Genomic DNA, 22,505 nt, shown 5'->3' with positions numbered 1-22,505 from the left:
GAAGGAGCAGCCATGTCCGACATCAGCTTCCACGATTTGTCATCCATCGGCGCCGACCAGCGCGCCGGCTTGCTGAAGCGCGCCGAGGGCGACCTGACGGTCTTCATCGAAAAGGTCCGTCCGATCATCCAGGCCGTCAAGGACGAGGGCGACGCCGCCCTGATCCGCTTCGCCCGGGAACTCGACAAGGCCAATGTGGCCGAAGGCGAACTGAAGGTGTCGGAGGCGGAGTTCGACGCGGCATTCGACAAGGTCGAAAAGGATGTCGTGGAGAGCATCAAGTTCGGCATCGACAATATCCGTCGCTTCCATGAGGAGCAGAAGCCGGAAACGATGTGGCTCAAGGAAGTCCGGCCGGGCGCCTATGCTGGCGACAGGTACACGCCGATCGCGTCCGTCGCGCTCTACGTGCCGCGCGGCAAGGGCGCCTTTCCGTCGGTGACGATGATGACGTCGGTTCCGGCGGTGATTGCCGGCGTGCCACGGATCGCCATCGTGACGCCGCCGACATCGGATGGTTCGGTGGATGCGGCCACGCTGGTCGCTGCTCGCCTCGCCGGCGTGGGGACAGTCTACAAATGCGGCGGCGCGCAAGCCGTCGCCGCCGTCGCCTACGGCACCGAGACGGTGAAGCCGGCGCTCAAGATCGTCGGCCCCGGCAGCCCGTGGGTGGTGGCGGCCAAGAGCGTGCTGTCGTCGATCATCAACACGGGCCTTCCGGCCGGTCCGTCGGAAGCGATCATCTTTGCCGATGACAGCGTCGACGGCGGCCTTGCCGCGCTCGACCTCCTGATCGAAGCCGAGCATGGGCCGGATTCCTCGGCCTATCTTGTGACGCACAGCCGCAAGGTCGCCGAAGCGGCGCTCGCAGCACTTCCCGAGCACTGGTCGCGGATGACCGAACAGCGGGTGGAGTTCTCGCGCGCGGTGCTGACCGGAAAGCGCGGCGGCATCGTGCTGACCGCGTCGCTGGAAGACAGCTACCGCTTCATCAACGACTATGCGCCCGAACATCTCGAAATCCTGTCGAAGGAGCCGTTCGCGCATCTCGGGCACATCACCGAGGCGGCCGAAATCCTGATGGGCCCGCACACGCCGGTAACGCTGGCCAACTTCGTCCTCGGGCCCAATGCGGTGCTGCCGACCAGCCGCTGGGCGCGGACGTACGGGCCGCTCTCGGTGACGGATTTCGTCAAGCGCTCGTCGGTCGGCTATGTCACCTCTGCCGCCTATCCGGAACTGGCGCTGCATGCCCGCAGGCTCGCCCGTTACGAAGGGTTCAGCTCGCATGAGAACGCGGTCTCGGAGATCCGCGACCGTTATCTCGGCGGCTGAGCGGAAACGATCGCGATGAAGGCGGCACGACTTTATGGACCCGGCGATCTGCGCGTCGAGGATATCGCTGCGCCAGGCATTCCGGATGCCGGCTGGGTGAAGCTCAGGGTCGATGCCGCCGGCATCTGCGGTTCGGACCTGCACAATTTCCGCACAGGCCAATGGATAAGCCGGTCGCCTTCGACGGCCGGCCATGAACTGACCGGCACGGTGACCGCCATCGGCGAGGGTGTCGACACCGTCGCCGTCGGCGACAGGGTGGTCGCCGATTCCCGTTTCTGGTGCGGAGACTGCGCGCAATGCCGTGCCGGCAAGCGACATCTCTGCACTTCGCTGGGCTTTGTCGGCGAAATCTGCGACGGCGGATTTGCCGAACAGGCGCTGTTGCCCGCGCGCCTGCTGCATGTGATCGATGCCGCGCTCGACGAGCGGGTCGCGGCGATGGCCGAGCCGCTTGCGGTAGCGCTGCACGCGGTGCGGCGGCTGCCGAAAACGGCGGGCTGCGTCCTTGTCGTCGGCTGCGGGCCCATCGGCGGTCTTGCCGCGCTGCTGCTCTCCCGAACCTTTGCCGGCACCGTGCTCGTCGCCGACCGCAACCAGGGTCGCTGCGCCCGCGTGGCGCGGGTGACGGGCGCGACGATCGTCGATCTCAGCCGCGATGCCATTGCCGCCGCGACCGCCAATGCCCCGTTGCTGGCGGCCGTCGAGGCGACCGGCAGCATCGCCGCATTCAATCAGTTGCTCGGCGTTCTCGATTCCGGCGGCACGGTGGCGATGGTCGGCATCTTCCACGGCCGCCTCGACATCGACCCCAACACATTGGTCGAACGCGAAATCGCATTGCTGGGATGCCATGCCTTCGCCGACGAACTGCCCGACGCCGTGCGGATGCTGGGTGAACTCAGCGAGCCGCTGCTGGCCCTGATCGACCGCGAGATCGGCCTGGATGACGTTCCCGCTGCCTATGAACGCCTGCTGGCGGGGCAGAGCGACGGCTTGAAAACAATCATCCGCATGCGGCAACCTGCCGAGCATGGGTGACGTCCGATAAACCGCCGGAAAGGACTTTGCGATGATCGATTTGCCCGATACGGCCAGCCCTCTTTACGAGAAGGTGAAGGATTACATCCTGACCAACATCGGAACCGGCCGGTGGGGCAAGGATCGCAAGCTGCCGTCCGAGAATGAGTTGGTGGCTTCGCTGGGCGTGTCGCGGATGACGGTTCACCGGGCCTTGCGGGAACTGACGGCGGCGGGCTTCCTGATCCGCCTGCAAGGCGTGGGGACGTTCATCGCGCCGCCCCGGCCGCAGTCGACGCTGATCGAGATCAACAACATCGCGGCGGAGATCGTCGAGCGCGGCAACAGGCATCGCTCCGAAGTCCTCGTCCTCGAAACGATCATGCCGACAAAGGAGCTCGTGCTGTCGTTCGAGTTCGCAAAGCGTGTCCCGATCTATCACTCCGTCGTCGTCAATTTCGAGAACGACCTGCCGGTGCAACTGGAAGAACGCTTCGTCAATCCGAGCCTGATACCCGACTATGACAAGCAGGACTTCACCAGGACGGCGACCTATGACTACCTGATGCAGAAGACCCCGGTGACCGAGGTCGAGCATATCATCTCCGCCATCCCGGCCGACAAGGAGACGGCGCGGCATCTGGGCATCGATGTCGGCAGCTGCTGCCTGCTCCTGCACCGCCGGACGTGGACGGGCGCGGTGGTCGCCACGATCAGCAAGCTGACCTATGCCGGTAGCCGCTACTCGCTCGGCAGCCGCTATTCGCCTTCCGGGACCAACTGACGGCATGGCGCGAATGCAAGCCGAGGAGATTTGGCCCAAAATGTATATACAGGTACTGATGAGAATGGGTTCACCCCTGGCGGACGGCCTGGGCGGAAGGGACGACAGATGACACCGAGCCGCACGGCGCGGATCCGGGCTCTCGCGCAACACGATGTCGCCGAGGCGCAGCGCGCGCTGTCGGCATTGCTGGGCGATCTGTTCGAGATGCGCCCCTCCAATGTCCGCATCAACTTCGACAAATACAGCCTCAATTCGTTGAACGGCTTCTTCGAGGATGACGGCAATGCCTACTTCTTCAAGTTCCATCAGGAGGAACGGGAAGAGGCGATGACGGGCGAGTATTACCGGGCCGAAATCCTGTCGCGTGCCGGCCTGCCGGTCGACCAACCCGTGCACATGTCCGCCCAGCCCGGCGAGCAGATCCTCGTCTATCGCCGCCGCACGGATCCGAGATTTTCGGATGTGCTGTTCGCACTGGACGCGCAGGACGATGCAGGCAAACGGCGCGAGGCTGTTCTTGCCGAGCGCGACCTGTCAGCCAGGCTGCTCGAGGTCTATCTCGAGACATTGCATCCGGTCACCGTCGCGCAGGTGGCGGCGGAGCCGATCCACCGGCTCTTCCACGAGCGGCTCGTCGATGCCGATACGCATTCGTCGCCGGGCGGCCGCCTGGCCGATTTCTATGTCGGCAAGCCGTTCATCTTTCCCGGCGTGGAACTGGACTGGGATCGGTTTTCCCGGCTGAAATTCGTCATCAACGGCCAGCGCTATGTCGACAGCGTCGGCGAGCTTTTCGATGCCGCGGCAGTGCGCCTTCGGCCGGACAGGCTCGCCGATGCCGGCGGCGTGGTCGCGCATGGCGACGCCCATAACGCCAATGTCTGGTACACGGCGAAGGCGGGGAGGGCTGAGCTGTCCTTCTTCGACCCCGCCTTTGCCGGGTCGCATATCCCGACACTGCTGGCGGAGGTCAAGGCGACGTTCCACAACATCTTCGCCCATCCGTTCTGGCTCTACGATCCGACCACCGCGACCGAGGCTTTTCGCGCGCGGGCGCGGCTGGACGGAAACCTGCTCCATGTCGACACGGACTGGGACCTGAGCCCGGTCCGTCGCGACCTGCTGGAGGTCAAGGCGACAGCCCTGTGGCGGCCATTGCTGCTGGAACTCAAGCGGCGCGGCATGCTTCCGGCGGATTGGCGCGCGGTGCTGCGCTCTGGGCTCTTCCTGTCGCCGACGCTGGTCATGAACCTGCGCGCCGGCGCGCGCAGCCACACGCCGGTCTCCTCGCTCATTGCCTTTTCAGTCGCGGTCATGGTCGGCAGCGAGCCCGATGCCGGGGCCGATCGGGTGACCGGTTTCCTCGACCGGATCGATCCTGAAAGAGCATGAATGATCCTCGCGGAAAGGCAGGCGGATGGGCCCGATCAAGGCGGGAATCGAGTCCATCCAACTTGTATATGCATGTATGTATTTTAGCCTTGACATCCGCTCCCGCTGACGCTGAAATATCCTTGCACTTCACCATGAAGTGGCAGGTATGACGCCGAGGCACAGTGCCGCAAGAGCAGAAACCCGCAGTCTCACCAGACCGGATGCTTGGTTGAAAAAAAGCGGTCTGATCATCAAGGGGAACAAGATGATGCGTAACCTAACAGGACAATTTCGCGCGCTCGTGATGGCCGCCGCCATCGGGCTCGCCGCCGCCCCGGCAGCCCATGCCGCCGATGCGGCCATTCCCACCACGCCCGAAGCCGGAGCGTTCAAGATCGGCATCGAGCCCTGGCTCGGATATGGCCAGTGGCATGTCGCCGACGCCAAGGCGCTGTTCAAGGCAAACGGGCTGACGGACGTTCAGATCGTCAATTTCGCCGAGGACAAGGACATCAACGCGGCTCTCGCGAGCGGCCAGCTCGACGCCGCCAACATCGCCACCCACACGGCGATGGGCATGGTCGCGGCCGGCCTGCCGGTGAAGATCGTGCTGCTGCTCGACGTCAGCATGACGGCCGACGCCATGATCGCCGGCAAGGACATCACCTCGATCAAGGACCTCAAGGGCAAGGAGGTCGCCTTCGAGGAAGGCACGACGAGCGACATCCTGCTCAAATACGCGCTCGCCAGGAACGGCATGTCGATCGACGATGTGAAGCCGGTTCCGATGCCGGCCGCCGATGCCGGCGGCGCCCTGATCGCCGGCCGCGTGCCGGTCGCGGTCACCTACGAACCGTACCTCACCGTCGCCATGGCGCAGAACAAGGACGTCAAGCTTTTGTTCACCGCAGGCGAGGATCCCGGCCTGATCAGCGACGTGCTGGTGGTGCGCGACGAGGTGATCAAGTCGCGGCCCGGCCAGGTGCTGGCCATGATCAAGAGCTGGGACGCGGCGCTCAAGGATTACAATGCCGACACGCCCGGTGGCCGCGCCATCATCGCCAAGGCCGTCGGTTCGGACGTCAAGGACCTCAACACCGCTTTCGAAGGCGTGCGCTACTACTCTCTCGCCGAAAACAAGACGGCGCTCACCGGCGATTTCACCACCAAGACATTCGCCGATGTCGAAGCGGCCGCCAAGAACGCCAAGCTGCTGCAGGCCGATGTGACGCCGGAGCAGATGATCGACCCGTCCTTCGTCAAGGCGGCGCAATGACGAAGGCCGGATCGCGGTGGTGACACGGATGTCCGGGGAGCCCCCCGCGAAAACGGTCCCGGCTCTTTCCGCGCCGGGGCCGGTCACGAAACAGGCGAGACGCCGCCGGTCCTCCGGGATCGGCGTGCCGATCGCCAGGTCGCGTTTCCTGATGATCGCCGTGGCTGTCTTTGTCGGGCTTGGCCTGGCCTGGTGGGCGGCGACCGGACTGGAATGGGTGAAACCCATCTTCCTGCCGTCACCGGGCAGCGTCGCGACCCAGATCGCCAAGCTCGCTACCGACGGTACGTTGTGGCTGGACCTCAAGGCCTCGATGTACCGGATTTCGATCGGCTTCCTCATCGCCTCGGCACTGTCGATCCCGATCGGCGTGCTGATCGGCAGTTTCCGTTCCTGGGAAGCAGGTATCGAGCCGCTGGTGGATTTCATCCGCTACATGCCGGTCGTCGCCTTCGTGCCGCTCTCCATCCTGTGGGCAGGCACCGGCGATACGCAGAAGTTCCTGATCATCTTCATCGGCACCTTCTTCCAGCAGGTGCTGATGATCATGGACAACGTGAAACGTGTTCCCACCGATTTCATCGGCCTTGGGCGCACGCTCGGCCTGTCGGACCGCAAGATCCTGACGCGCATCGTCGTGCCCAGCGCCTTGCCGGGCATCTGGGACACGCTGCGCATTAGCCTGGGCTGGGCGTGGACCTGGCTGGTGCTGGCCGAACTCGTCGCGGCGACATCCGGGCTCGGCTATCGCATCACCGTGTCGCAGCGCTATTTCCAGACAAACACCATCATCGGCTACATCCTGCTTCTGGGCGTGCTCGGCCTCATCACCGACCAGGTGATGAAGGCGCTGGAAAAGGTGCTGTTCCGGCAGGATGGCCACTCGCAATGAGGCACAGTCGATGACCCCCCCCAAATTGCGGATCGCGGGTCTCCACAAGAGCTTCGGCACGGGCGAGCGGCGCACGGAGGTGCTGCGGGACATCAACCTCGATCTTGCCGACAATGAGTTCGTCTCGCTCGTCGGCACGTCGGGCTGCGGCAAGAGCACGCTGCTGTCGATTGTCGCCGGACTGCAGGACTTCGACGCCGGCGATCTCAGCATCGACGGCGCACCGATCCTGCAGCCGGGCCTCGACCGTGGCGTCGTCTTCCAGTCCTACACGCTGCTTCCCTGGCTGACGGCGCGGCAGAACATCGAGTTTGCCCTCAAGGCCGCGGGTTACGATCGCGCGACCTGCCGCAGGATCGCGCTCGAGCATCTCGACCTGGTCAAGCTGTCGCATAGCGCCGACCGCTACCCGTCCGAACTCTCGGGCGGCATGAAGCAGCGCGTCGCCATCGCGCGTGCGCTTTCCTATCGGCCCAAGATGCTGCTGATGGACGAGCCCTTCGGCGCGCTCGATGCCTTGACCCGGCACCAGATGCAGGAACTGCTGACCCAGATCTGGGAAGAACACCGGCTCACCGTGCTGTTCGTCACGCACGACGTCGAGGAGGCGGTCTACCTGTCGGACCGGATCGTCGTCATGGGGATCGGCCCGGGACGCATCACGCAGACCTTCAACGTCGACATCGAGCGGCCGCGCCGGGAAGAGGTGATGGAAAGCCCGGCTTTCATGGATCTGCAGCGCGGCGTGCACAAGGCCATCCGCGAGGGGTCAAAACGCCCCGAAATGGCGCTGGCGGGGTGATGCATCGGCGCCGGGCCCCGGCGTCATGTCGTCATCCAAATCACCATCCATTGCGATCAGCAGGCCATGCCGCATTGCACAATTTCCTCGCATGGGCACAATGCAGGCATGGTCCGCAGCTCACTCGCCGTCCTGGTCATCGACGAAAACCGCATCCGCGCCTCGATCATCGAGGCGGGACTGCGCGAGGCCGGCCATGAACGGGTCACCGTCATCCACGACGTGACCGGCATCGCGCGGCGCATCGCCGAGATCGAGCCCGACGTCATCGTCATCGATCTCGAAAATCCGAACCGCGACATGCTGGAGAACATGTTCCAGCTGTCGCGCGCGGTGAAGCGGCCGATCGCCATGTTCGTCGACCGCTCCGATCAGGCCTCGATCGAGGCGGCGGTCGATGCCGGCGTGTCAGCCTATGTCGTCGATGGTCTCAGGCAAGAGCGCGTCAAGCCGATCCTCGACATGGCGGTCAGCCGCTTCAACGCCTTCTCGCGCATGGCGCGCGAACTGGAAGAGGCGCGCAGCGAGCTCGAGAGCCGCAAGGTGATCGATCGCGCCAAGGGCATCCTGATGAAGTCGCGCGGCCTGACGGAAGAGGCGGCCTACACGCTGCTGCGCAAGACGGCGATGAACCAGAACCGCAAGATCGGCGACATCGCCCAGAGCCTGGTGACCGCCGCAGGGCTGCTGGGACCGGCGGAGGACGAATGAGCATGGGCGCCGAGCATCAGATCACCGCCGGCTTCATGCCGCTTTTCGACAGCGCCGTGCTGGTCGCGGCCGGCGAGCTGGGCTTCGCCGCGCGCGAAGGCATCGATCTGACGCTGCACCGCGAGACGTCGTGGGCCAACATCCGCGACCGCATCGCCATCGGCCACTTCCATCTCGCGCATATGCTCGGGCCGATGCCGCTCGCCTGCAATCTCGGGCTGACGCCGCTCGCTTCCGAGACCATCGTGCCGTTCTCGCTCGGGCTCGGCGGCAATTGCGTCACCATCTCCAACGCCGTCTGGGCCGGCATGACGGCGCATGGCGCCGCGCCTGATCTCGATCCGGCGCGCGCTGGTGCAGCCCTTGGCGCGCTCATTCGCGAACGCGCTGCCGCCGGCCACGATCCGTTGCGCTTCGCCGTCGTGCACCCGCATTCCGGGCACAATTACGAACTGCGCTACTGGCTTGCGGCCTGCGGCATCGATCCGACGCTCGAGATCGAGATCGTCATCGTGCCGCCGCCCTTCATGGCCGACGCGCTGGCCACGGGGCGGATCGACGGCTACTGCGTCGGCGAGCCCTGGAACAGCGCTGCGGTTGCCGCCGGCACCGGCCACATCGTCACCGTCAAGGCGCAGATATGGCGCAACAGCCCGGAGAAGGTGATCGGCGTGCGCAAGGCCTGGGCCGAGCAGAGCCCCGAGGCGCTGGCGGCGCTCTTGCGCGCGCTGCATCACTCGGCACGCTGGTGCCAGGATCCGGCCAACCACGGCGAACTGGCTAATGTGATGGCGCAGCCCGGCTTCCTCGGTCTGCCGCCGGCCGTGCAGATGCCGATCCTGACCGGCCATCTCCGATTGGGCGGCGGGGCGGAGCTGGATATCGACGACTTCTTCCTGCCCTTCGACAAGGCGGCCAACTTTCCGTGGAAGAGCCATGCGCTGTGGTTCTACACGCAGATGGTGCGCTGGGGGCATGTGGCGCACACGCCGGAAAACCTCGCCATTGCCCGTGACTGCTACCGGCCCGACCTCTACCGCTCGGCGCTGAAGCCGCTTGGCGTCGCACTTCCCGGCGCCAATTCGAAGGTCGAGGGCGCGCTGCGCGTGGCCACAGCGGTCGGCGCGACAGGGGCGGGGCTGGTGCTCGGCCCGGATGGTTTCTTCGACGGCCAGATCTTCGATCCGGACGAGATCGACGCCTACATCGCCGCCCAGAAATCGGCCCGCGCGGAAGCCTGATCATTTCCGCGCCATTCTTGTGCATTGCACAAAAATTGTGCGTGCGATTGCTCCAATGAACAATCTTTGGCCTATGCGACAGGTGGGGTCGCGCGGCGACGACCGCTTCGCGTCACTGATTTTATTGACTTTTTTCCTGCAACCCAAAACTGGCACAGTTCCTGCTTTGAAATAAACGAGCCCTTCCAGGGCAATCGAAGAGGCGTCCAATGGCGGGCGCCCTCAGGCAAAGCTGCCGCTCAGGTCAACACGCGATCCCGGATGGACGGACGCGCGAGACCTGGCCGGCGGCTTTTTTGTTTTGGCCGATACGCAATCGACGGCGCTGGTCCCAGGCAGCGCCAAGCGGAGACGACGATGACAATACAGATCGGAACTGCCACCACCCTCAAGGATTTCACACACCGCGATTTTCTGGCGAGCAGCGCGCTGACGGCGGCGCTGTTCACCGCCGCGCTCCTGCTCCACCCCGCCGGCGCCAAGACTGACGGCAAGGGTCCTGAAGTGACGGCGCGAAGCTCGGTTTCATCCAGCTCCCCGACGCAGCGCCGCTGATAACCGCAACGAACAGACAAAGCGGCGCCTCCCACGCCGCAGACCGGAGCCGACAATGACCGCAAATCTCGCAGCCGCGCCCAGCCAGGACAATGCTCCCCGGCGGGCGCTCGTGATGTCCACCATCGCCTTCACCGTCTGCTTCGCGGTGTGGACGATCTTTTCGATCATTGGCGTACGCATAAAACAGGAGCTTGGGTTGAACGAGACGGAGTTCGGCCTGCTCCTCGGCACGCCGATCCTCACCGGCTCTCTCGTGCGCATGGTGCTCGGCGTCTGGACCGACCGCTATGGCGGGCGGCTGGTCTACACCGCGACCATGCTTGCGGCGGCGGTCGCGACCTTCCTGCTCGCTTTTGCGCACACCTACGGGCAGATGCTGATCGCCGCGCTCGGCGTGGGGCTCGCCGGCGGTTCCTTCGCCGTCGGCGTGTCCTATGTCTCGCGCTTTTTCCCCGCCGACCGGCAGGGCACGGCCCTCGGCATCTTCGGTGCCGGCAATGTCGGGGCCGCGGTCACCAAGTTCCTGGCGCCGTTCGTGCTTCTCTCCTGGGGCTGGCAGTCGGTGGCGCTGATCTGGGCGGCCGCACTCGTCGTCATGGCTGCCATCTTCTGGTTCACCACCGGCGACGATCCGGTCATTCGCGAGCGCCGTGCCGGCAAGGCAGCACCCGCGAGAAGCTTCTGGCAGGAATTCACGCCGCTCAAGAACCCGCAGGTCTGGCGCTTCGCCTTCTACTATTTCTTCGCGTTCGGCGCGTTCGTCGCGCTGTCGCTGTGGTTGCCGCGCTACCTGATCGGCGTCTACGGCTTCGGGCTTGCGACCGCCGGCATGATCGGCGCGGCCTATTCAATTCCCGCAAGCGTCTTCCGCGCCTATGGCGGCGTGCTTTCCGACCGCATCGGCGCCCGTACCGTGCTCTATTCGACCTTCGCCGTCAGTGCCGTCGCGACTCTCGTTCTGTCCCTCCCCTCGGCAGACTACGTCGTGCGCGGCATCAGCGGGCCGATCGCCTTCCATTTCGAGATCGGCCCGCTCGCCTTCATCGCCGTTGCCTGCGTGCTCGGCTTCTTCATGAGCCTCGGCAAGGCCGCGGTCTACAAGCACATCCCCGCCTACTACCCGCAGAGTGTCGGCGCGGTCGGAGGCGTCGTGGGCATGATCGGCGGGCTCGGCGGCTTCATCCTTCCGATCGCCTTCGGCGCGCTTAACGACCTCACCGGTGTCTGGTCGAGCTGCTTCATGCTGCTCTTCGTGATCGTCGTCGCCTGCCTTGCCTGGATGCATTTCTCCATCAGGCGCATGGAGCGCGCTGCAGCCGCCGAAGCTCCAGCCCTTTCCTACGCCGCAGAGTGAGACTGGAGCAGATCAGCACCATGACCGAGAAACTCGTCATCATCGGCAACGGCATGGCGCCAGGGCGCATGCTGGAGCACCTGCTGGAGCAGGCGCCGGGGCGCTACACCGTCACCATCTTCAACGCCGAACCGCGCGTCAATTACGACCGCATCATGCTGTCGCCAGTGCTGTCGGGCGAAAAGGCCTACGAGGAAATCATCATCCATGGCGACGGCTGGTACATCAAGCACGGCATCACCCTCTACAAGGGCCACAAGATCATCGCCATCGACCGGGAGGCCAAGACCGTCACCTCCGATCACGGCGTCACCGAGCCCTACGACAAGCTGGTCATCGCCACCGGCTCGGTGCCGTTCATCATTCCGGTGCCCGGCCATGATCTGCCGGGCGTGCTGACCTATCGCGATCTCGACGACGTGCAGGCGATGATGCTCGCCGCCCAGTCACGGGCCAAGGCCGTGGTCATCGGCGGCGGCCTGCTCGGGCTGGAGGCGGCGGCGGGGCTGAATGCGCAGGGCATGGACGTCACCGTACTGCATGTCATGCCGACGCTGATGGAGCGCCAGCTCGATCCGGCCGCCGGCTATCTCCTGCAGCGCGCGGTCGAGCAGCGCGGCATCAAGGTGATCACCAAGGCCAACACGCAGGCGATCACCGGCAACGGCAAGGTCGGGCAGGTGGAACTTGCCGACGGCACCATCATCCCGGCGACGCTGGTGGTCATGGCGGTCGGCATCCGGCCGAATTCGGCGCTGGCCAAGCAAGCGGGCATCGCCGTCAATCGCGGCATCGTCGTCGACGCCGGCATGCGCAGCAACGATCCCGACATCTACGCGCTGGGCGAATGCGCCGAGGTCAACGGCCAGGTCTATGGTCTCGTCGCGCCGCTCTACGAGATGGCGCGTGTCGCGGCCAGCCAGCTTGCCGGCAACGAGGCGGCGGCCTTCGTCCATCTGGACACGCCGACCAAGCTCAAGGTCACCGGCATCGACCTGTTCTCGCTCGGCGATTTCGCCGAGGGCGAGGACCGCCAGGAGATCGTGCTGCGCGATGCCGCCGCCGGCGTCTACAAGCGGCTGGTGCTGAAGGACGACCGCATCATCGGCACGGTACTCTATGGCGAGACGGCCGACGGCGCCTGGTTCAACGACCTCAAGAAGAAGCAGACCGACATTTCCGAAATGCGCGACACGCTCATCTTCGGCCAGTCCTACCAGGGAGGTGCCCCGCTGGACCCTATGGCGGCCGTTGCAGCCTTGCCGGATGATGCGGAAATCTGCGGCTGCAACGGCGTTTGCAAGGGAAAGATCACCGGTGCGGTCACGGCCAAGGGCCTGACCTCGCTCGACGACGTGCGCGCCCACACCAAGGCCTCGGCCTCCTGCGGTTCCTGCACCGGACTGGTCGAGAAGCTGATGGTGCTGACCATCGGCGACAAATACAACCCGGCGGCGGTGCAGCCGATGTGCGGCTGCACCACACTCGGCCATGACGAGGTGCGCCGGCTGATCGTGGCCAAGCGGCTGAAGACCATTCCGGCGGTCATGCAGGAACTGGAATGGAAGACCTCCTGCGGCTGCGCCAAATGCCGGCCGGCGCTCAACTACTATCTCGTCTGCGACTGGCCGGACGACTACGCCGACGACTACCAGTCGCGCTTCATCAACGAACGCGTCCACGCCAACATCCAGAAGGACGGCACGTATTCGGTGGTGCCGCGCATGTGGGGTGGCGTGACCAACGCCGCCGAACTGCGCGCCATCGCCGACGTCGTCGACAAGTTCGAGATCCCGATGGTCAAGGTCACCGGCGGCCAGCGCATCGACATGCTGGGCATCCGCAAGGAAGACCTGCCGGCCGTGTGGGCCGATCTCGGCCAGGCCGGCTTCGTCTCCGGCCATGCCTATGCCAAGGGCCTGCGCACGGTGAAGACCTGCGTCGGCTCCGACTGGTGCCGCTTCGGCACGCAGGATTCGACGGGACTGGGCATCCGCATCGAGAAGTTCATGTGGGGCTCGTGGACCCCGGCCAAGGTCAAGATGGCGGTATCGGGCTGTCCAAGGAACTGCGCCGAGGCGACCTGCAAGGATGTCGGCGTCATCTGCGTCGACTCTGGCTACGAGATCCACTTCGCCGGCGCCGCCGGCCTCGACATCAAGGGCACCGAAGTGCTCGGCCTTGTGAAGACGGAAGACGAGGCGCTGGAGCATATCGTGGCGCTGACGCAGATGTACCGCGAGCAGGGCCGCTATCTCGAGCGCATCTACAAATGGGCCAAGCGCATCGGCATCCCGGAGATCAAGCGCCAGATCATGGACGATGGAGAGAAACGCAAGGCCTATTACGACCGCTTCGTCTTCAGCCAGAAATTCGCTCAGGTCGACCCGTGGTCGGAACGCGTTTCCGGCAAGGACAAGCACGAATTCCGGCCGATGGCCTCGGTCGGGTTTGCGCAGGCGGCGGAGTAGTCGCGTGTTGCCGAAAAGTGGAAACCGGTTTTCGGTCAGGAACACGCGCAAAAAAGGATGGAGCATATGAACTGGATCGCCATCGGTTTCCTCTCCGACATTCCGCGCCGCGGCGCGCGCTGCGTCGCCACGCCGGAAGGCAAGGTCGCGGTCTTCCGCACCCAGGACGACCAGGTCTATGCCATCGATGACCATTGCCCGCACAAGGGAGGGCCGCTCAGCCAGGGCATCGTGCATGGCGCGGCGGTGACCTGTCCCTTGCACAATTGGGTGATCTCGCTGGAAACGGGCAGGGCGCTCGGCGCCGACGAAGGCGCGGTGCGCACCATTCCTGTCAGGATCGAAGGCGAGCGTCTGTTCATCGCGCTGGAAGCGCTGGCCTGCCGCGCGGCCTGAACATGGAGATCGAAGAAGCACGCGAGGTGAGGACCACCTGCCCCTATTGCGGGGTGGGCTGCGGCGTGCTGGCGAAGGTCGCTGCGGACGGGCAAGTGTCCGTCCGCGGCGACCCCGACCACCCGGCCAATTTCGGCCGGCTCTGCTCCAAGGGCTCGGCGCTGGCCGAGACCATCGACCTCGACGGCAGGCTGCTTCATCCGGAGATCCACGGTCGCCGCGCAGGCTGGAACGAGGCGCTCGACCTCGTCGCCTCGACCTTCTCGCAAACCATCGCCGAACACGGCCCGGACGCTGTGGCCTTCTACGTGTCGGGTCAGCTGCTGACCGAGGATTACTATGTCGCCAACAAGCTGATGAAGGGGTTTGTCGGCTCGGCCAACATCGACACCAATTCGCGCCTGTGCATGGCCTCGTCGGTGGCCGGCCACCGCCGCGCCTTCGGCTCCGACACGGTGCCGGGCACCTACGAGGATCTCGAACTCGCCGATCTGATCGTGCTGGTCGGCTCCAACCTCGCCTGGTGCCATCCGGTGCTCTACCAGCGCATCGCGGCTGCCCGGGAGAAGCGGCCGGAGATAAAGATCGTGCTGGTCGATCCGCGCCGCACCATGACGGCTGACATCGCCGACATGCATCTGGCGATCGCGCCGGATGGCGACGTCGCTCTGTTCACCGGCCTGCTCGCCTGGCTCGGCCAGCACAATGCGCTCAACCGCGCCTATATCACCGCGCACACGACCGGCTTCGGGCAGGCGCTCTTCGCCGCCTCGGCGCTCGACCTTGCCGGTGTTGCCGCCGCCACGGGGCTGAGCGAAGACGAACTTGGCCGCTTCTACAGCCTGTTTGCGGCAACCCCCAAGACGGTGACGGTCTACAGCCAGGGCGTGAACCAGTCGTCGTCGGGCACCGACAAGGTCAACGCCATCATCAACTGCCATCTCGCCACCGGCCGCATCGGCAGGCCTGGGACAGGGCCGTTCTCGGTGACCGGCCAGCCCAACGCCATGGGCGGCCGAGAGGTCGGCGGCATGGCCAACATGCTGGCCGCCCATATGGAGATCGAAAATCCAGAGCACCGCGACCGCGTGCAGCGCTTCTGGAATGCGCCAGCCGTTGCGCGGAAGCCCGGCCTGAAAGCGGTCGAGATGTTTCAGGCGGTGGCCGACGGGCGCATCAAGGCGCTGTGGATCATGGCCACCAACCCGGTCGATTCGATGCCGGACGCCGATGCCGTCGAAGCGGCGATCAAGGCCTGCCCGTTCGTCGTGGTCTCGGACGTGCTGGCCAGGACCGACACCGTTCGCCACGCCCATGTCAGGCTGCCCGCCGCCGCCTGGGGCGAGAAGGACGGCACCGTCACCAATTCGGAGCGGCGCATCTCGCGCCAGCGCGTTTTCCTGGCCGTGCCCGGCGAGGCGCGGCCGGACTGGCGGATCATTGCCGAAGTCGGCAAGCGGATGGGTTTTGGCGCGGCGTTCGCGCATGAGACGCCGGCGGAGGTCTTCGCCGAACACGCCGCGCTGTCGGGTTTCGAGAATGATGGCGCGCGGGATTTCGATATCGGTGCTTATGCTGGAATCGATGGAGAAGATTACGACGCGCTGGTGCCTTTCCAGTGGCCAGCGCCGAAACCAGCGGAGGGCGCTCAGGCGGCCGGTGGTTCTTCCAGCTCGCGCTTCTTCGCCGACGGCAATTTCTACACCTCCGACCGCAAGGCGCGTTTCATCGCCATCCGCCCCACCACGGAAATCCGCACCAGCCCGGACTTCCCGCTGATCCTCAACACCGGCCGTGTCCGCGACCACTGGCACACCATGACGCGGACCGGCAAAAGTCCGCGGCTGTCCCAGCACATCGCCGAGCCGTTCGTCGAGATCCATCCGGCGGATGCAGCGCGCCAAGGTATCGGCGACGCCGACATCGTGCGTGTATCCAGCCTGCGCGGCGAGGTGCTGGTGCGCGCGCTGGTCACGCCTCGCCAGCGCCAGGGCAGCCTGTTTGCCCCGATGCACTGGACCGACCAGTTTGCCGCAACGGGCCGGCTCGACACGCTCACCGCGCCGCTGACCGATCCGGTTTCCGGCCAGCCGGCGCTGAAACATGTCGCGGCCCGCGTCGAGACGTTTGCCGCGAAAGCCTTTGGCTTTGCCGTGACGCGCCAGAAGCCAGCGTCGATTGCCGCCCCCTATTGGGCCGCCGCCCGTTGCAGGGGCGGCTGGCGGGTCGAGCTAGCCTTTGCCGATGACGATATCGACTGGGCCGGCTTCGCCGCGTCCTTGTTCGGCGCGCCGCCGGGGGGCGACACGCTCGCCTATCATGACCGCGACGCCGGCCAGCATCGCATCGCCGCTTTCGACGGCGATCAATTGTCCGGCGCCTTGTTCGTCGCGCCCGGCCCGGTCGCCGTGTCGCGCGGCTGGGCGGCGGAACAGCTCGACGTCACCCATGCCGGCCAGCGCCAGCGCTTCCGCATCGTCGCCGGCCGCGCCGGCGCCGATCGGCCGGACGCCGGCGCGATCGTGTGTTCCTGCTTCAGCGTCGGCGCCAACCAGATCGCGGCGGCCGTGGCGGGGGGCTGCACGAGCGTCGAAGCCATCGGGGGCACGCTGAAGGCCGGCACCAATTGCGGCTCCTGCCGGGCCGAAATCCGGACGATCATCCAGGCAAATCGAGTTCAGGCGGCAGAGTGACGCACCCGACCAGGTGCCCGTTCGGGGCACTGGATTTCGTCACATCGCAATGTGGATATGACAAGGTCTCATCAGGTCCGTCATCGCTTTGGCATTGAAGCCTGGCCCGCATCCTTATATCGCATTTCCATGAAGAAAATCGGCTTCCTCTCATTCGGGCACTGGACGCCCTCGTCACAGTCGCAGACGCGGTCGGCATCGGACGCGCTGCTGCAGTCCATCGACCTCGCCGTCGCCGCCGAGCAACTGGGCGCGGACGGCGCCTATTTCCGCGTGCATCATTTTGCCCGCCAGCTCGCTTCGCCATTCCCGTTGCTGGCGGCTGTCGGCGCCAAGACCAGCCGCATCGAGATCGGCACCGCCGTCATCGACATGCGTTACGAGAATCCGCTCTACATGGCCGAGGACGCGGGCGCGGCCGATATCATCGCCGGCGGTCGCCTGCAGCTTGGCATCAGCCGCGGCTCGCCCGAGCAGGTGATCGACGGCTGGCGTTATTTCGGCTACGCGCCACAGGAAGGACAAAGCGACGCCGACATGGCGCGGCATCACGCCGAGGTCTTCCTCGATACGCTGCGGGGCGAGGGGTTCGCACAGCCCAATCCACGGCCGATGTTCCCCAATCCGCCAGGCCTGCTGCGGCTCGAGCCGCATTCGGAGGGCCTGCGCGAGCGGATCTGGTGGGGCGCGGCCACCAACGCCACTTCGGAGTGGGCGGCGAAGCTGGGCATGAACCTGCAGAGCTCGACGCTCAAATTCGATGAGAGCGGCAAGCCGTTCCACATCCAGCAGGCCGAGCAGATCCGGATCTATCGCGAAGCCTGGAAGGCGGCCGGCCATGAGCGCGAGCCACGCGTCTCGGTCAGCCGCAGCATCTTCGCACTGGTCGACGACCGCGACCGCGCCTATTTCGGGCGTGGCAACGAGAGCCGCGACCAGATCGGCTTTATCGAGGAGAACACCAGGGCGATCTTCGGGCGCAGCTACGCCGCCGAACCGGATGTCCTGATCGCGGAACTGGCGAAGGATGAGGCAATCGCCGAGGCCGATACGCTGCTGCTCACCGTGCCCAACCAGCTCGGCGTCGACTACAACGCGCATGTCATCGAGGCGATCCTGACCCATGTCGCGCCAGCGCTGGGCTGGCGCTGAGGCTCATCGCCGGATCGATCACGGCGGATAGCTCCAGGGAGGTACAGCATGCCGAAGAAAGCCTTGATCGCCTGGGGTGGCTGGGAAGGCCATACGCCCGAGCGCAGCGCCAACGTCATCCGCGCACTGCTTGAACGTAACGGATTCGACGTCACGCTGGGCGAGGGCACGGCGATGTTCGCCGACCCGGAGCTTGCTTCCTTCGATCTCATCGTACCCGTGATCACGATGTCGACGATCGAGAAGGCCGAACTTCAGAACCTGACGCTTGCCGTTCGCCAGGGAACCGGGCTCGGCGGCTTTCACGGCACCATGGGCGACAGCTTCCGCAACGAGCCCGACTATCAGTTCATGACCGGCGGCCAATGGGTCGCGCATCCCGGCGACATCATCGATTACACGGTGGCCGTCAGCAGACCGGACGATCCGATCACCAGCGGTATCGGCGATTTCGCCTACCGGTCGGAGCAATATTACATGCATGTCGATCCGAGCAACGAGGTGCTGGCGACGACGACTTTCAGCGACGCGCATTTCCCGGGCATTGGCGGCGTGGTGATGCCGGTGGTCTGGAAGCGGCGTTATGGTTTGGGGAAGGTGTTTTACAGTTCCCTTGGACACACAGCCGATGAGTTCGCGGTGCCGGAAATGGCGCTGATTGTCGAGCGCGGGTTGGTGTGGGCGGCGCGGAGCTAGCCTTCGGTCACAAATTGCAAAGGCGAGTGGGCGGTAGCGGTCCGCATTCCAGCAATGGCGAAGGGGGTGGAATGGATCATCAGCGAACTGTATTTTTGGTCGGAGGGGGCACGGGCGGAGACGAGGAAGCCGTGTTTACACTGCATGTTGACGGCGCTGTCTGCAGCCTTGCATGTGCCTACCGCGATAAGGTCATCAAAGCCGACGAGGAAGACTTTTTCGAGGCTCTGTTCCAGATCCGTCAGGAGCTCGAAATCGATGGCTTACTGCCCTTTTGTTACGGCGCGAGTGCCAATGTATATCCCGAAAATACCGTGATGGAGAAGAGTCGCGGATTGATGGCCTGCAAGGTGAAGATGGGCCAACTTCCTCAAGGAACCGACCTGGTCGACATATTTGACGACGGCCCCGACGTGATCCCGGTTTTCGTCGCCATACAACAGCAATTTTGGGAAGAATGGCTGGCTTCGCTGCCGTCTTAGCGGCCGTCACTCACCCAATCCCACCCACAATCACATAGGCGCCGGCGACGCGGCCGTCGGCGAGCCTCACCACCGCCGTCACGATCGAGCCGTACGAGCCGCGCCAGACACTGTGGAACCGCCTATGCTCGGCTGCGGGAACCAGCGCCCGTCCACTGAAGCGCGCACCGCTCCGTTGCATGGCGACAGGTTCTCCGTTGATATGCACCTTGAAGCTGGCGTTCTCCGCTTCGACTGACCCGACAGGCAGGTCTAGCATGATGGTGATCTCGTCCCGGTCGCCCAAAGTGCGCGTCTCGGCGGCAAGCGCGATCGCAAGCGGTGGCGCCTTGCCATTGCCGGCTTGGCTGGGACGACCTGAAAATACGTCATCAGCCAGTTCAGGCGTGCGTGGCGGGCTCGTGCGGCGCCGTGTGGCGCGCTCGTAATCGCCGGCCATGCGCAGCAGCCTTTCGTCACTGTGGGCTTTGCCCGCAAAGGTGAGGCCGACCGGCATACCGATGTCGGCCATGGTTCCCATCGGCACGGTGACGGTCGGGATGCCGAAATGGCGCCAGACCAGATTGCCGTTGGCGACCCAGGTGCCGTTGCGCCAGGCCAGTGCGGCCGACGCCTCGTTGACATCGGCGTCGGCCGGCCCGACATCGGCGGCGGCCGGCAGCACCACGGCGTCGAGCCGGTGCATGTCCAGCCAGTCCTCGAAATCGATCCGCCTTGTCGCTTCCAGCCCTTTCAGGCCGTCCTCCAGCGTTGGAATATCCCTGACGGGCGTGACGCCGGATTTGGCCCGCTCGACATACTCCGCCAGGTCGAAGCCGCCGTCATAGCGGTCGGGCAGCGTGCCTGGCGGGCGCGGGAAGATCTTCGGGCCGTCGACCGAGGCGAGATCGGGAAGGGCCGGGTCGGCATTGGCGCGCAGGAAATCGTCCCAGCCCCAGATGCAGAGATCCCAGATTTCGCGCTCGGCGAACTCTTCTGGCACCAGCCCGCGCTCGACCATGGTGCGCGCGCCGGGGCGGTCGCGCTCATAGTTGGAGACGACGGGAAAATCGACTTCCACCACCTCCGCGCCAAGCCGCTCGAGGTCCGCCGCTGCCTGCTCCCACAGGGCAAGCACCGAAGCGCGGGTTTCGATCGGCTGATCGGCCTCGGCGTCGCGGCCGATATACATCCTGGGCACGCCGAGCCGCATACCTCTGAGCGCCCCCGCCAGCGCGAGACCGGTGTAGCGCGGCGGCCGTACCTCGGAACTTTTCGGCAGCTCGACCCAGGGCTGCGCGCGCCAGAAATCGCCTCTTGTCCGCGGATCATCGGCGACGATCACGTCGAGCAACTCCAACATGTCGGGCATGGTCCGTGCGTGCGGCACCACGACATCCATGGTCGGCACCAGCGGCCAGTTGCCGCGCACCGAGATGACGCCGCGCGACGGCGTGTAGGCGACCAGCGCGTTGTTGGTGGCCGGGGCGCGGCCGGACGACCAGGTTTCCTCGCCAAGCCCGAAGGCGCAGAAGCTGGCGGCCGTTGCGGTGCCGGAGCCATTGGAGGAGCCCGACGCGAAGGCGGCGGTCAGGTAGTCGCCATTGTAGGGGCTTTCGGCGCGGCCATAGACACCGCGCTGCATGCCGCCATTGGCCATCGGCGGCATGTTGGTGAGGCCGATCAGCACGGCGCCGCCGGCCCGCAGCCGGGCGATGGTGAAGGCGTCCTCATTGGCGACGAGACGCTCGAAGGCCGGCGAGCCGGCGGCCACCGTCAGGCCTGACACCTTGTAGCTGTCCTTGGCGGTGTAGGGGATGCCGTCGAGCGGCCCGAGCACAGCGCCGTCGCGGCGCCGCTGGTCGGAGGCGGCCGCCTCCTCGAACATGTCAGGGTTGAGCACGGGGACAGCGTTGAGGCTGATGCCGTGGCGGTCGAAATGCGCGATGCGCCGCAGATACGCCCCGACCAGTTCGACACTGGTGACGGTGCCCTCATCGAGCGCGCGGCGCAATTGTTCGATCGTCGCTTCGACGAGGTGAAGGCTGGCATCGGTCATCGCTGGTCCCAGGCTGTCGTTTGCGCGTCATGGATGGGCGAGGCGGCCGCCGACGGCAAGAGCCAATCGCGATTTGTCGGCGGTCTTTGTTGCAACCTGGTGTTCTTGCGGCCGAGCCTGGCGCGGCGCACGAAACTGCCCCGTCGGGAACTTTTGTCGCGCTGGCGATTTTGGATGTATGGTGTGATTCCGGATGGCCAGAAGGGTATTCCAGATGACGATGAAACGTTTTGCGATCCTGGCTCTCGCTTTCGCAATGGGCCCGAGCCTTTGCGCCTCGGCACTCGCCGGCGAGCGGCATCACGGCCACCGGGTCCAATCCGAACGCTACGTCCCCGCCGATGACGACCTCATCGGCTTCCTGTTCGGCGGCCCGCGCTACTATGATCAGCAGCTGTTCACGACCGCGGCAGGAGCGTGCTCCTACCATCGCGTTGGCCCTGACGCGAACGCGTTGAACAAGATCAACGATCACCACTGCGGGAAGTAGACCGCGGTCTCGGGCCTGCCGCTACAACGGTTTTCCAGGCCGGCGCTCAGCGCCGGCCGCTCTCCTTCATGCGCTCGATGATGTCAGCCATCAGCGCCAGATCGCGGCGGGAAGCGCAATGGCCGTGGCCGAAGGTGATGCTGGTGTTGGCGCCGCCAGCATTTCCACATGTTTTGGAAAAATTTGACATGCATCAATATCCGGACTGATGCGCAATGATTTGCTTGTCCATTACGGCATGGCTGACTCGCCGGTCATGACAGCGCCGGTGCGTTGCAACCACGGCGCGAAAAATGCCTCGCCGGGGGAACTTCTTGGCGAGGATCGGCGTTTGGGGGTGGTTTGCAATGGAGCGTCCTGGGGAGCCAACAAGCACGTTCTCGATTTTGCCGCCGTCACTGCCGGTGGTGACCGGCCGGCGGGCGGACGAAGACGATCGGCCGCCCCTTGATGACCTGCTTGCGTGAACCATCGGACGCCGCGCCAAAAACCTTGCCGGGAGCAAGGAGGATGTGGAGCGTTGGGAGGTGAGACAATGTCTGGTCAGGACGACCTGATCCGCGCGGCCATAGGACGGCTGCTTGCCGAGAAAACCGGCGCCCCTGTCATATCGATGAGAGAGATCGTCACGGAGCTTCTGGCGCGGACCGGTGCCTTGCTGGACGAAAGCCTGCAAGACCTGCTGCTGGAAATGGCCGAGGTTCGCGGCATGACGGTCGCTCTCGACCTTTAGGGCC

21 protein-coding genes are annotated in these 22,505 nt (G+C 65.2%); 19 read left to right on the top strand and 2 right to left on the bottom strand.

What is annotated here, in order from left to right:
* The first annotated feature begins 12 nt into the window (after positions 1 to 12).
* The 17 genes from hisD to OOJ09_RS21300 all read left to right on the top strand — a co-directional run bounded on the left by hisD (position 13) and on the right by OOJ09_RS21300 (position 19,240).
* Positions 13 to 1,335, top strand: a complete 1,323-nt coding sequence (hisD, locus tag OOJ09_RS21380; protein ID WP_269907099.1) for a histidinol dehydrogenase — start codon at positions 13 to 15, stop codon at positions 1,333 to 1,335.
* Between the two features lie 15 nt (positions 1,336 to 1,350).
* Positions 1,351 to 2,376 carry a zinc-dependent alcohol dehydrogenase gene (locus tag OOJ09_RS21375; protein WP_269907098.1) on the top strand — a complete coding sequence of 342 codons (1,026 nt, stop codon included), beginning with the start codon at positions 1,351 to 1,353 and terminating at the stop codon, positions 2,374 to 2,376.
* Positions 2,377 to 2,407: 31 nt separating this feature from the next.
* The gene (hutC, locus tag OOJ09_RS21370) at positions 2,408 to 3,139 is read left to right on the top strand and encodes a histidine utilization repressor (protein ID WP_269907097.1); all 732 of its coding nucleotides are present in this window, start codon (positions 2,408 to 2,410) and stop codon (positions 3,137 to 3,139) included.
* A 108-nt stretch (positions 3,140 to 3,247) separates the two neighbouring features.
* Entirely contained in the window at positions 3,248 to 4,534 is a 1,287-nt protein-coding gene (locus tag OOJ09_RS21365; protein ID WP_269907096.1) for a hypothetical protein, read from the top strand.
* A gap of 250 nt (positions 4,535 to 4,784) precedes the next feature.
* A complete protein-coding gene (locus OOJ09_RS21360; protein WP_269907095.1) occupies positions 4,785 to 5,792 on the top strand; it encodes an ABC transporter substrate-binding protein in 1,008 nt (335 codons plus the stop codon).
* 124 nt (positions 5,793 to 5,916) lie between these two features.
* A complete protein-coding gene (locus OOJ09_RS21355) occupies positions 5,917 to 6,684 on the top strand; it encodes an ABC transporter permease (protein ID WP_167365185.1) in 768 nt (255 codons plus the stop codon).
* A gap of 10 nt (positions 6,685 to 6,694) precedes the next feature.
* On the top strand, positions 6,695 to 7,486 hold the full coding sequence (locus tag OOJ09_RS21350) for an ABC transporter ATP-binding protein (protein ID WP_269907094.1): 792 nt from the start codon (positions 6,695 to 6,697) through the stop codon (positions 7,484 to 7,486).
* Between the two features lie 108 nt (positions 7,487 to 7,594).
* Positions 7,595 to 8,197: an ANTAR domain-containing response regulator gene (locus OOJ09_RS21345; RefSeq protein WP_269907093.1), complete on the top strand. Its 603-nt coding sequence runs from the start codon at positions 7,595 to 7,597 to the stop codon at positions 8,195 to 8,197.
* A 2-nt stretch (positions 8,198 to 8,199) separates the two neighbouring features.
* On the top strand, positions 8,200 to 9,438 hold the full coding sequence (locus tag OOJ09_RS21340) for a CmpA/NrtA family ABC transporter substrate-binding protein (protein ID WP_269907137.1): 1,239 nt from the start codon (positions 8,200 to 8,202) through the stop codon (positions 9,436 to 9,438).
* Positions 9,439 to 9,795: 357 nt separating this feature from the next.
* A complete protein-coding gene (locus tag OOJ09_RS21335; RefSeq protein ID WP_269907092.1) occupies positions 9,796 to 9,993 on the top strand; it encodes a hypothetical protein in 198 nt (65 codons plus the stop codon).
* Between the two features lie 55 nt (positions 9,994 to 10,048).
* Entirely contained in the window at positions 10,049 to 11,350 is a 1,302-nt protein-coding gene (locus tag OOJ09_RS21330; RefSeq protein ID WP_269907091.1) for an MFS transporter, read from the top strand.
* Positions 11,351 to 11,370: 20 nt separating this feature from the next.
* On the top strand, positions 11,371 to 13,821 hold the full coding sequence (gene nirB, locus OOJ09_RS21325; protein ID WP_269907090.1) for a nitrite reductase large subunit NirB: 2,451 nt from the start codon (positions 11,371 to 11,373) through the stop codon (positions 13,819 to 13,821).
* Between the two features lie 66 nt (positions 13,822 to 13,887).
* Positions 13,888 to 14,217: a nitrite reductase small subunit NirD gene (gene nirD / locus OOJ09_RS21320; RefSeq protein ID WP_269907089.1), complete on the top strand. Its 330-nt coding sequence runs from the start codon at positions 13,888 to 13,890 to the stop codon at positions 14,215 to 14,217.
* 2 nt (positions 14,218 to 14,219) lie between these two features.
* Entirely contained in the window at positions 14,220 to 16,910 is a 2,691-nt protein-coding gene (locus OOJ09_RS21315; protein WP_269907088.1) for a nitrate reductase, read from the top strand.
* A 129-nt stretch (positions 16,911 to 17,039) separates the two neighbouring features.
* Positions 17,040 to 18,062: an LLM class flavin-dependent oxidoreductase gene (locus OOJ09_RS21310; protein ID WP_269907087.1), complete on the top strand. Its 1,023-nt coding sequence runs from the start codon at positions 17,040 to 17,042 to the stop codon at positions 18,060 to 18,062.
* A gap of 48 nt (positions 18,063 to 18,110) precedes the next feature.
* Entirely contained in the window at positions 18,111 to 18,758 is a 648-nt protein-coding gene (locus tag OOJ09_RS21305; RefSeq protein ID WP_269907086.1) for a ThuA domain-containing protein, read from the top strand.
* 71 nt (positions 18,759 to 18,829) lie between these two features.
* A complete protein-coding gene (locus OOJ09_RS21300) occupies positions 18,830 to 19,240 on the top strand; it encodes a hypothetical protein (RefSeq protein WP_269907085.1) in 411 nt (136 codons plus the stop codon).
* A 10-nt stretch (positions 19,241 to 19,250) separates the two neighbouring features.
* Here OOJ09_RS21300 and OOJ09_RS21295 read toward each other — a convergent pair whose 3' ends face one another.
* On the bottom strand, positions 19,251 to 21,278 hold the full coding sequence (locus tag OOJ09_RS21295) for an amidase (protein ID WP_269907084.1): 2,028 nt from the start codon (positions 21,276 to 21,278) through the stop codon (positions 19,251 to 19,253).
* Positions 21,279 to 21,492: 214 nt separating this feature from the next.
* Between OOJ09_RS21295 and OOJ09_RS21290 the strand changes: the two genes are divergently transcribed.
* Entirely contained in the window at positions 21,493 to 21,768 is a 276-nt protein-coding gene (locus OOJ09_RS21290; protein WP_269907083.1) for a hypothetical protein, read from the top strand.
* A 46-nt stretch (positions 21,769 to 21,814) separates the two neighbouring features.
* Here the strand turns inward: OOJ09_RS21290 and OOJ09_RS21285 are convergent, their stop codons facing one another.
* Complete coding sequence (locus OOJ09_RS21285; protein WP_269907082.1) at positions 21,815 to 21,958, bottom strand: hypothetical protein; 144 nt, start codon at positions 21,956 to 21,958, stop codon at positions 21,815 to 21,817.
* Between the two features lie 345 nt (positions 21,959 to 22,303).
* Here OOJ09_RS21285 and OOJ09_RS21280 point away from each other — a divergent pair, with 345 nt between their 5' ends.
* Positions 22,304 to 22,501: a hypothetical protein gene (locus OOJ09_RS21280; protein WP_269907081.1), complete on the top strand. Its 198-nt coding sequence runs from the start codon at positions 22,304 to 22,306 to the stop codon at positions 22,499 to 22,501.
* The last annotated feature ends 4 nt before the right edge of the window (positions 22,502 to 22,505 follow it).

Origin of the sequence: Mesorhizobium qingshengii, assembly GCF_027563465.1 — a bacterium.
Taxonomy (GTDB): domain Bacteria; phylum Pseudomonadota; class Alphaproteobacteria; order Rhizobiales; family Rhizobiaceae; genus Mesorhizobium; species Mesorhizobium qingshengii_A.
The sequence above is the reverse complement of the archived record's forward strand: the minus strand, read 5'-3'. Positions and strand labels throughout refer to the sequence as shown.

Excerpts from the sequence above, each read along its gene's own strand:
- OOJ09_RS21360 (WP_269907095.1), top strand. The coding sequence starts at position 4,785 with ATGCGTAACCTAACAGGACAATTTCGCGCGCTCGTGATGGCCGCCGCC.
- OOJ09_RS21280 (WP_269907081.1), top strand. The coding sequence starts at position 22,304 with ATGTCTGGTCAGGACGACCTGATCCGCGCGGCCATAGGACGGCTGCTT.
- OOJ09_RS21290 (WP_269907083.1), top strand. The coding sequence starts at position 21,493 with ATGACGATGAAACGTTTTGCGATCCTGGCTCTCGCTTTCGCAATGGGC.
- OOJ09_RS21345 (WP_269907093.1), top strand. The coding sequence starts at position 7,595 with ATGGTCCGCAGCTCACTCGCCGTCCTGGTCATCGACGAAAACCGCATC.
- OOJ09_RS21340 (WP_269907137.1), top strand. The coding sequence starts at position 8,200 with ATGGGCGCCGAGCATCAGATCACCGCCGGCTTCATGCCGCTTTTCGAC.
- hutC (WP_269907097.1), top strand. The coding sequence starts at position 2,408 with ATGATCGATTTGCCCGATACGGCCAGCCCTCTTTACGAGAAGGTGAAG.
- OOJ09_RS21350 (WP_269907094.1), top strand. The coding sequence starts at position 6,695 with ATGACCCCCCCCAAATTGCGGATCGCGGGTCTCCACAAGAGCTTCGGC.
- OOJ09_RS21285 (WP_269907082.1), bottom strand. The coding sequence starts at position 21,958 with ATGTCAAATTTTTCCAAAACATGTGGAAATGCTGGCGGCGCCAACACC.
- nirB (WP_269907090.1), top strand. The coding sequence starts at position 11,371 with ATGACCGAGAAACTCGTCATCATCGGCAACGGCATGGCGCCAGGGCGC.
- OOJ09_RS21365 (WP_269907096.1), top strand. The coding sequence starts at position 3,248 with ATGACACCGAGCCGCACGGCGCGGATCCGGGCTCTCGCGCAACACGAT.
- OOJ09_RS21335 (WP_269907092.1), top strand. The coding sequence starts at position 9,796 with ATGACAATACAGATCGGAACTGCCACCACCCTCAAGGATTTCACACAC.
- OOJ09_RS21330 (WP_269907091.1), top strand. The coding sequence starts at position 10,049 with ATGACCGCAAATCTCGCAGCCGCGCCCAGCCAGGACAATGCTCCCCGG.
- OOJ09_RS21375 (WP_269907098.1), top strand. The coding sequence starts at position 1,351 with ATGAAGGCGGCACGACTTTATGGACCCGGCGATCTGCGCGTCGAGGAT.
- OOJ09_RS21305 (WP_269907086.1), top strand. The coding sequence starts at position 18,111 with ATGCCGAAGAAAGCCTTGATCGCCTGGGGTGGCTGGGAAGGCCATACG.
- OOJ09_RS21310 (WP_269907087.1), top strand. The coding sequence starts at position 17,040 with ATGAAGAAAATCGGCTTCCTCTCATTCGGGCACTGGACGCCCTCGTCA.
- nirD (WP_269907089.1), top strand. The coding sequence starts at position 13,888 with ATGAACTGGATCGCCATCGGTTTCCTCTCCGACATTCCGCGCCGCGGC.
- OOJ09_RS21300 (WP_269907085.1), top strand. The coding sequence starts at position 18,830 with ATGGATCATCAGCGAACTGTATTTTTGGTCGGAGGGGGCACGGGCGGA.
- hisD (WP_269907099.1), top strand. The coding sequence starts at position 13 with ATGTCCGACATCAGCTTCCACGATTTGTCATCCATCGGCGCCGACCAG.
- OOJ09_RS21315 (WP_269907088.1), top strand. The coding sequence starts at position 14,220 with ATGGAGATCGAAGAAGCACGCGAGGTGAGGACCACCTGCCCCTATTGC.
- OOJ09_RS21295 (WP_269907084.1), bottom strand. The coding sequence starts at position 21,278 with ATGACCGATGCCAGCCTTCACCTCGTCGAAGCGACGATCGAACAATTG.